Source organism: Staphylococcus sp. EG-SA-17 (assembly GCF_017151845.1).
GTDB lineage: Bacteria > Bacillota > Bacilli > Staphylococcales > Staphylococcaceae > Staphylococcus > Staphylococcus aureus.
Genome location: NZ_JACVZO010000003.1, coordinates 142,999 through 150,908, shown reverse-complemented (window position 1 = coordinate 150,908; position 7,910 = coordinate 142,999). Strand labels below are relative to the sequence as shown.

Sequence of the window (7,910 nt, the reverse complement as noted above, 5' to 3'; positions counted from 1 at the left end):
GCAACTGCATAAGAGGCTCTAATAACTTAAGTTAAAGTCAAAAGGTATACAGTTGACTGAGCAACTGCATAAGAGGCTCTAATAACTTAAGTTAAAGTCAAAAGGTATACAGTTGACTGAGCAACTGCATAAGAGGCACTAATTACTTAAGTTAAAGGCAAAAGGTATACAGTTGACTGAGCAACTGCATAAGAGGCTCTAATTACTTAAGTTAAAGTCAAAAGGTGTACAGTTGACTGAGCAACTGCATAAGAGGCTCTAATTACTTAAGTTAAAGTCAAAAGGTATACAGTTGACTGAGCAACTGCATAAGAGGCTCTAATAACTTAAGTTAAAGAGCCTCTAAAAGTCCATATAAATAATCTTGGCATTGTTGTACGAATGTATGTACTTGTTCGGAGTGTTTACGCTTTTTATGATAATTGATATAAATTTTTCGGCCTAAGTTTGGTCGAATTTTTTTATATTCTAAATTGGACGTGTGAAATGATTGGTAATAAAATCTCGGAATGATAGCGTAACCTAAGCCGAGATGAACAAATCCAACTGCTGATTCGAATCGATCTGTTTCTACAACGACATTTGGACGAATATTTCTTCTATTAAAATAGTCATCTAAGTGTTTGCGCACTTGAGAATTTTTGTTTGGCAATATGAGTGGCAAATTTTCAACATCTACCCAATTTTGATTTTTAAATGTTTCTTTAGGTGCTAATAAAATGTAAGATTCCTCATATAAAGGAATGGATCTTATATCTTCGTGGGTTATTTTTTCATTTGTTATAGCTAAATGAATATTAAAATTCAGTAATTGCTCTATAGATTGATGTTTGTCATGTATTTCATATAAACGATATTGCTGTTCAGGGTAGTCGGAATGGTGCTTTCGAATTAAATTCGCAATCCATTGATTCGTAGATTCAAGAGTCCCAATTTTTATCCTTGGTTCTGATGTAACGCTTAAATCATACATTTTTTCCATCGTGGATCGATATTGTTGAACTAATTCGCTCGCATAACGATAAAACTGTATTCCTTTTTCGGTAATCTTGATGTCTTTTGTTGAACGTGTAAATAAGTCATAACCTAAATCTGCTTCCATTTTTTTAATCGTAGCAGTTAAAGATGGCTGGCTAATATGTAAAAATTGTGCAGCTTTAGTAAAACTATTATATTTCACGATAGCCAAGAAATATTCTAACTGAATAATTTTCATGTGTTTTGCTCCTTTTATTTATAGATTCAAGCTATGGATAATTAGTTTATTTATATTTGTTGGCTATATTTTAACATACTATAATGAATATTGAAGATAATAATGTAAGCGTTTTAAATTTAGTGGAATTAACTTCTAAAAAGAACAGGAGCGAATTTTATGAGAAAAATTCAAGCAAAAAAAGGTTTAAGTATTGAGTGTAAAGGTTGGGAACAAGAAGCAGTACTTAGAATGTTATACAACAATTTAGACCCAGAAGTTGCTGAAAGACCAGAAGATTTAGTTGTTTATGGTGGTATTGGAAAAGCAGCACGTAATTGGGAAGCTTTTGAAGCAATAGAGAAAACGTTACGAGAATTAGAATCAGATGAGACAATGTTAGTACAATCAGGAAAGCCAGTTGCTGTATTTAAAACACATGAAGAAGCGCCACGTGTATTAATTTCAAATTCAGTATTAGTGCCTGAATGGGCAAACTGGGATCATTTTAATGAATTAGATAAAAAAGGTTTAATCATGTATGGACAGATGACAGCCGGTAGTTGGATATATATTGGTTCTCAAGGTATTGTGCAAGGTACTTATGAGACATTTGCCGAGCTAGGTAATCAACACTTTAATGGAGATTTAGCAGGCACTGTTACACTGACAGCAGGTTTAGGTGGTATGGGTGGTGCGCAACCGTTAGCAATTACTATGAATCATGGGGTAGCAATTTGCGTGGATGTTGATGAAACACGTGTTGATAAGCGAATTGATACGAAATACTGTGATGTTAAAACAGCTGATTTAGATGAAGCATTAAAATTAGCAGAAGAGGCGAAAGAACGTGGAGAAGGATTATCAATCGGGTTAGTTGGAAATGCTGTAGACATCCATCAAGCGATTCTAGAAAAAGGATTTAAAATTGACATTATTACTGACCAAACAAGTGCACATGATCCGCTAAATGGATATGTGCCACAAGGATACTCTGTAGAAGAAGCGAAAGTATTGCGTGAAAAAGATCCGAAAAAATATGTTGAACTGTCACAAGCTTCAATGGCAAAGCATGTTGAATTAATGCTTGAATTCCAAAAACGTGGCGCTGTAGCATTTGATTATGGTAACAATATTCGTCAAGTAGCCTTCAATAACGGAGTGAAAAATGCTTTTGACTTCCCAGGCTTTGTACCAGCTTACATTAGACCATTATTCTGTGAAGGTAAAGGGCCATTCCGCTTTGCTGCGTTGAGTGGTGATCCAAAAGATATCGAGCGTGCGGATGAAGAAATGCGCAAACTTTTCCCAGAAAATGAAAAGTTATTAAGATGGCTTGATTTAGCTGAAGAAAAAATTTCATATCAAGGACTACCATCACGTATTGCTTGGTTAGGCTATGGAGAACGAGCGAAAATGGGCTTAGCTTTAAATCGTCTTGTACGTGACGGTGAAATTTCAGCACCAATTGTTATTGGACGAGATCATTTAGATGCTGGTTCAGTTGCTAGTCCTAACCGTGAAACAGAAAGTATGAAAGATGGTAGTGACGCGGTTGGTGATTGGGCTGTATTGAATGCACTCATTAACACAGCTGCAGGTGGTTCATGGATTTCATTCCATCACGGTGGCGGTGTTGGCATGGGATATTCACTTCATGCGGGTATGGTTGTTGTAGCAGATGGATCAGAGCGTGCTGAAAGAAGATTGGAACGCGTATTGACGACTGATCCAGGTATGGGTGTTGCCCGACATGTTGATGCTGGCTATGACATCGCTATTCAAACAGCTAAAGAAAAAGGTATTCATATTCCAATGATTGATAAAGCAGGTGATAAGTAATGAATGATTTAATAATTAATCATATAGCAGAATTAATTTTACCGAAATCAACAGATAAACCTTTGAAGGGTAAGGAATTAGATGAATTAAATGTTGTGAAAAATGGTACAGTTGTCATTAAAGATGGCAAAATTGTATATGCTGGAACACATACAGATGACTACGATGCGACTGAGACGATTGATGCTAGTGGGAAGGTAGTGTCCCCAGCATTAGTAGATGCACATACACATTTAACATTTGGTGGATCTCGAGAACATGAGATGTCATTAAAACGTCAAGGTAAGTCTTACCTTGAAATATTAGAAATGGGTGGTGGCATATTATCTACCGTTAATGCTACTAGAGAAACATCCGAAGATGACTTGTTTAAAAAAGCAGAGCATGATTTGCTTACTATGATTAAACACGGCGTGCTTGCAGTTGAAAGTAAGAGTGGTTATGGATTAGATAGAGAAAATGAACTGAAGCAATTGAAAGTGTCTAATCGTTTAGCTGAGAAATATGATTTAGACATGAAACATACTTTCCTAGGGCCTCATGCTGTACCTAAAGAGGCAAGTTCAAATGAGGCATTTTTAGAAGAAATGATTGCGTTACTTCCGGAAGTAAAACAATATGCAGACTTTGCGGATATTTTCTGTGAAACAGGTGTATTTACAATAGAACAATCGCAACATTATATGCAAAAAGCCAAAGAAGCAGGTTTTAAAGTGAAAATACATGCGGATGAAATTGATCCGTTAGGCGGACTGGAATTAGCAATTGATGAACAAGCAATATCAGCAGACCACTTAGTAGCTTCTAGTGATAAAGGAAAAGAAAAGTTGCGAAATAGTGATACTGTAGCTGTCCTCTTACCTGCAACGACGTTCTATTTAGGTAAAGAAGATTATGCAGATGCAAGAGGCATGCTTGACAATAACGGTGCGATTGCATTAGCAACTGATTATAACCCTGGTAGTAGTGTCACAAACAACTTACAACTTGTTATGGCGATTGCAGCCTTGAAATTAAAGCTATCACCTAATGAAGTTTGGAATGCTGTTACGGTCAATGCTGCTAAAGCAATAGACATTAACGCGGGTACAATTAACACAGGTGATAAGGCTAATTTAGTAATTTGGGATGCACCAAATCATGAATATATTCCATATCATTTTGGTATCAATCACGCAGAAAAAGTTATTAAAAATGGTAAGGTCATCGTTGATAACACATTATCTTTTAAAGCATAAAGTAATTAAAGCTCTAAGCGTTGGTTTACACTAATGTTTAGAGCTTTTTGTGATTTGTAAAAACAAGTTAATTCGAGAGCACGTTTTTGTATAGGTTCTTAATTATAAAAGTTAGAATAGTTTGACAATAGTGTTACGATATTATTAAACAATTGTCTATCATTAGCGAAAGTAATTAACAAGAGTACATTGTTGTGAAATCATCGTTTAATAGTTAAAGATGATCATCGTAGGGTAGACAACATATCATTGACTTAAGGAAGGGGAATGACCGATGGGATTAAAAGATCAAGCTGTTGCCTGGAGAAGGTATTTTCATCAATTTCCAGAACTATCCGATAAAGAATTTAAGACAACGCAAAAAATTAAAGATATTTTAACAGAACATCATATTAGAATATTAGACTTACCGCTTGCGACTGGGCTTGTTGCTGAAGTGGGACAAGGACCGAGTTGTATAGCTGTTCGGGCTGACATTGATGCTTTACCGATTCAAGAGCTTGTTGAACAGGATTTTAAATCTAAAAATGAAGGTGTGATGCATGCGTGTGGTCATGATATTCACATGGCTAGTATTTTGGCTACAGCTGTAAAGTTAAAAGAAATTGAGGGCACTCTTACTGGGCGTGTTAAATTCATTTTTCAACCAGCAGAAGAACTAGGACATGGCGCTTTTAAAATTATTGAAACACATGCATTAAAAGATGTACAAGCAGTATTGGGTTTTCATAATGACCCATCGCGTTCGGTAGGTACATTTGCAATCAAAACAGGGGCAATTACATCAGCAGTAGATCGTTTTGAGTTTCATATTAAAGGCGTGGGTGGTCATGCTGCAAAGCCAGAACAATGCAACGATCCAGTTATTGTGTTGGCGCAATTGATTAATAGTATTCAATCCATAGTTAGTAGAAATCTATCTGCGTTTGATGAAGCGGTAGTAACCATTGGGCAAATATCATGTGGTAATACTTGGAATGTCATTGCTGACCATGCATATGTACAAGGCACAGTACGTAGTTTTGATCCTGTGGTGCGAAAGCTTGTAGAAACACGATTACAAAATATTGCGGACGGGTTAGCTCAAGCATATAATATGAAAATTAATTTGAATTATACACATTTACCTGGTGCTGTGATGAATGATGAGGTATTGACGCATAAAGCAATAGCAGTAGCCCAACATGTTGGATATAAGATGGAAATGATGGAACAGCCGCTTACGATTGGAGAAGATTTTTCAGGTTATAGTCAACATTTTCCTAGTGTATTTGCGTTAATTGGTTCTCATAGTGAATATGATTTACATCATCCTCAATATAAACCGGATGAAAGGATTCTGGAAAAAGTACCTGAGTATTTTGTTGAATTTGTAAAGAGACTATTGCATGAGTAATTCGAGCTTGTTTTTTAAAGAAGAAAGTAATTTTTAGCGTAATCATGATTAAGTTCCTGGGAAGTTTGGGTAAATAATAACCATTAAGCGAATAAGGAGATGTTAAAAATGGCAGCTCAAGATCCTAGAACAAAATTTAAAACAACAGATTATGAAAAACAAGAACAAGAGGTACCGGGTTTACAATCTGAAATGACGCCAGCACCTGATTGTGGCGAAACGTCTTACCAAGGTCATCAACGCTTAGAAGGCTATAAAATGTTAGTTACGGGTGGTGACTCAGCAATAGGGCGTGCAGCAGCGATTGCGTATGCTAAAGAAGGTGCAGATGTAGCGATTAACTATCTTCCGAGTGAAGAACAAGATGCACAAGAAGTACGCCAAGTGATTGAAGAAAGTGGTCAAAAGGCAGTGTTAATTCCTGGTGATATAAGAGATGAGCAGTTCAACTATGACCTTGTTGAACATGCATATCAACAATTAGGTGGCTTAGATAATGTTACTTTAGTTGCTGGACATCAACAGTATCATGATGATATTCATGGATTTACAACTGAGGCATTTACAGAAACATTTGAAACGAATGTCTATCCGCTATTTTGGACAGTTCAAAAAGCATTGGAATATTTAAAACCGGGTGCGTCAATTACAACGACATCATCTGTACAAGGCTATAATCCTAGTCCTATTCTTCATGATTATGCCGCTTCAAAAGCAGCAATTATTTCATTAACTAAAAGTTTTTCAGAAGAATTAGGACCAAAAGGAATTAGAGTGAACTGTGTAGCGCCTGGTCCATTCTGGTCACCATTACAAATTTCTGGTGGACAACCTCAAAGTAAAATCCCAACATTTGGTCAAAAAACACCTTTAGGTCGTGCAGGTCAACCTGTTGAGTTATGTGGAACTTATGTGCTATTAGCGTCAGAAGAATCAAGTTATACAACTGGACAAGTGTTCGGTGTTAGCGGTGGAGTGCAAATAGATTAGGTTTGTATGAAGCGTTTAATTGAACAAAATAATATTAATTTAGCTACTTCAATCAAGTAAATTAAAATGAATTAGTGAAGTGTATTTTAAATAGTCGGTAAAGGTGTGTATCTTTATCGGCTTATTTTAATACCCTGTCATAAAGAGCGTTTGCTCAGGGTGTGGATTATAAGTTTTAAGCAGAATAAACTTTCTTAATGAGGATGTCAGGACAACAACGAAAAAGTTAAAAACTGTTGCGGGATTGGGTTTAGGGACGGTTAGTGGAAGAAAGTTAAATTTATTAACAATTGAAATGCCTAAGGTTAGATATTAAACGTCAGAACGGACAAAGAATAATAGGATATGTTTTCAATTATATAGCGAAGTATTTATATGTTAAGATGATGTGAATTACATAGAAACGCTGCCCGTAGAAGTACTGATCATAGAAATACTGATAAACGTAAATTTGCAAACTCGATATTAAACAAAGGGGTTGTTATTATGGCATTAATAGTATCTAGAGCTATATTATTTTTGATTTTAGTATTAGCTTTTGGAATAGCGACTGTTTTTCCTGAACAAAAGTTGCCAGTTTATATATTATTCACACTGTTTGTAGTGGTTGCGATTGTTTCGAATGTTTGGCTTACACATCAAAACGTTAAAAAGCATATCATTAAGTTTGACAAACGTGTTGCTTACTTTTTGGGTGTGCTCTCAGGAGTATTCTACATTGGAATCGTTATTTATGGATCAACTATTATAGGTTACTATAATTTTATATCATTTATTATATTTGCAATAAGTATCGTATTGGTTCAAATATTAGAAAATATACTGGGTATTAATTTTAAAAATACGCTTCCATCAAACAAACAGTTGAAAGTCATCTCCAAGCAACGTGTTCAGCAATTTAAAGTCATTTCATTAATATTAGTAAGTGTGTCTATCGTGTTCATTTTTATTGCATTAATGCTTAAATGGTGGCTTTTACTTGTTATTAGCATTATTGTTTTGATTATTATTACAGTAGCAATGATTGTTTATGAAAAATATTATACGACTCCTGATTAATTTATGATTGACGTACTAAGGATTATCTTGTAACGTAAACGTAAATAAGCATCACTTATCTAGAGAGGTGGAGGGACTGGCCCTATGAAGCCTCGGCAACATCTCGAATGTGCCAATTCCAGTAACCGTAATGGTTTGAAGATAAGCAGGTAAAGCACATGAAAACCTCTTTCTTCATCGTTTGTGAGAA

6 protein-coding genes and 1 riboswitch are annotated in these 7,910 nt (G+C 35.5%); of the genes, 5 read left to right on the top strand and 1 reads right to left on the bottom strand.

The annotated features are described in order from the left end of the window. Positions 1 to 331: 331 nt before the first annotated feature. A complete protein-coding gene (locus IDG65_RS02805; RefSeq protein WP_000691839.1) occupies positions 332 to 1,216 on the bottom strand; it encodes a LysR family transcriptional regulator in 885 nt (294 codons plus the stop codon). 159 nt (positions 1,217 to 1,375) lie between these two features. Here IDG65_RS02805 and hutU point away from each other — a divergent pair, with 159 nt between their 5' ends. From hutU to IDG65_RS02780, 5 genes are all read left to right on the top strand, one after another. Beyond that, positions 1,376 to 3,037 (top strand): urocanate hydratase, encoded by a 1,662-nt coding sequence (hutU, locus tag IDG65_RS02800; RefSeq protein WP_001226823.1) that lies wholly within the window; start codon positions 1,376 to 1,378, stop codon positions 3,035 to 3,037. After that, positions 3,037 to 4,275 carry an imidazolonepropionase gene (hutI, locus tag IDG65_RS02795; protein ID WP_000998756.1) on the top strand — a complete coding sequence of 413 codons (1,239 nt, stop codon included), beginning with the start codon at positions 3,037 to 3,039 and terminating at the stop codon, positions 4,273 to 4,275. The genes hutU and hutI overlap by 1 nt, the downstream gene beginning before the upstream one ends. A gap of 274 nt (positions 4,276 to 4,549) precedes the next feature. After that, on the top strand, positions 4,550 to 5,671 hold the full coding sequence (locus IDG65_RS02790; RefSeq protein WP_000523131.1) for a M20 peptidase aminoacylase family protein: 1,122 nt from the start codon (positions 4,550 to 4,552) through the stop codon (positions 5,669 to 5,671). Between the two features lie 108 nt (positions 5,672 to 5,779). Continuing rightward, on the top strand, positions 5,780 to 6,661 hold the full coding sequence (locus IDG65_RS02785; RefSeq protein WP_000730039.1) for an SDR family oxidoreductase: 882 nt from the start codon (positions 5,780 to 5,782) through the stop codon (positions 6,659 to 6,661). Between the two features lie 486 nt (positions 6,662 to 7,147). Further along, entirely contained in the window at positions 7,148 to 7,720 is a 573-nt protein-coding gene (locus tag IDG65_RS02780) for a hypothetical protein (RefSeq protein ID WP_001185205.1), read from the top strand. Between the two features lie 52 nt (positions 7,721 to 7,772). After that, positions 7,773 to 7,868, top strand: a riboswitch (SAM riboswitch). Positions 7,869 to 7,910: the final 42 nt, after the last annotated feature.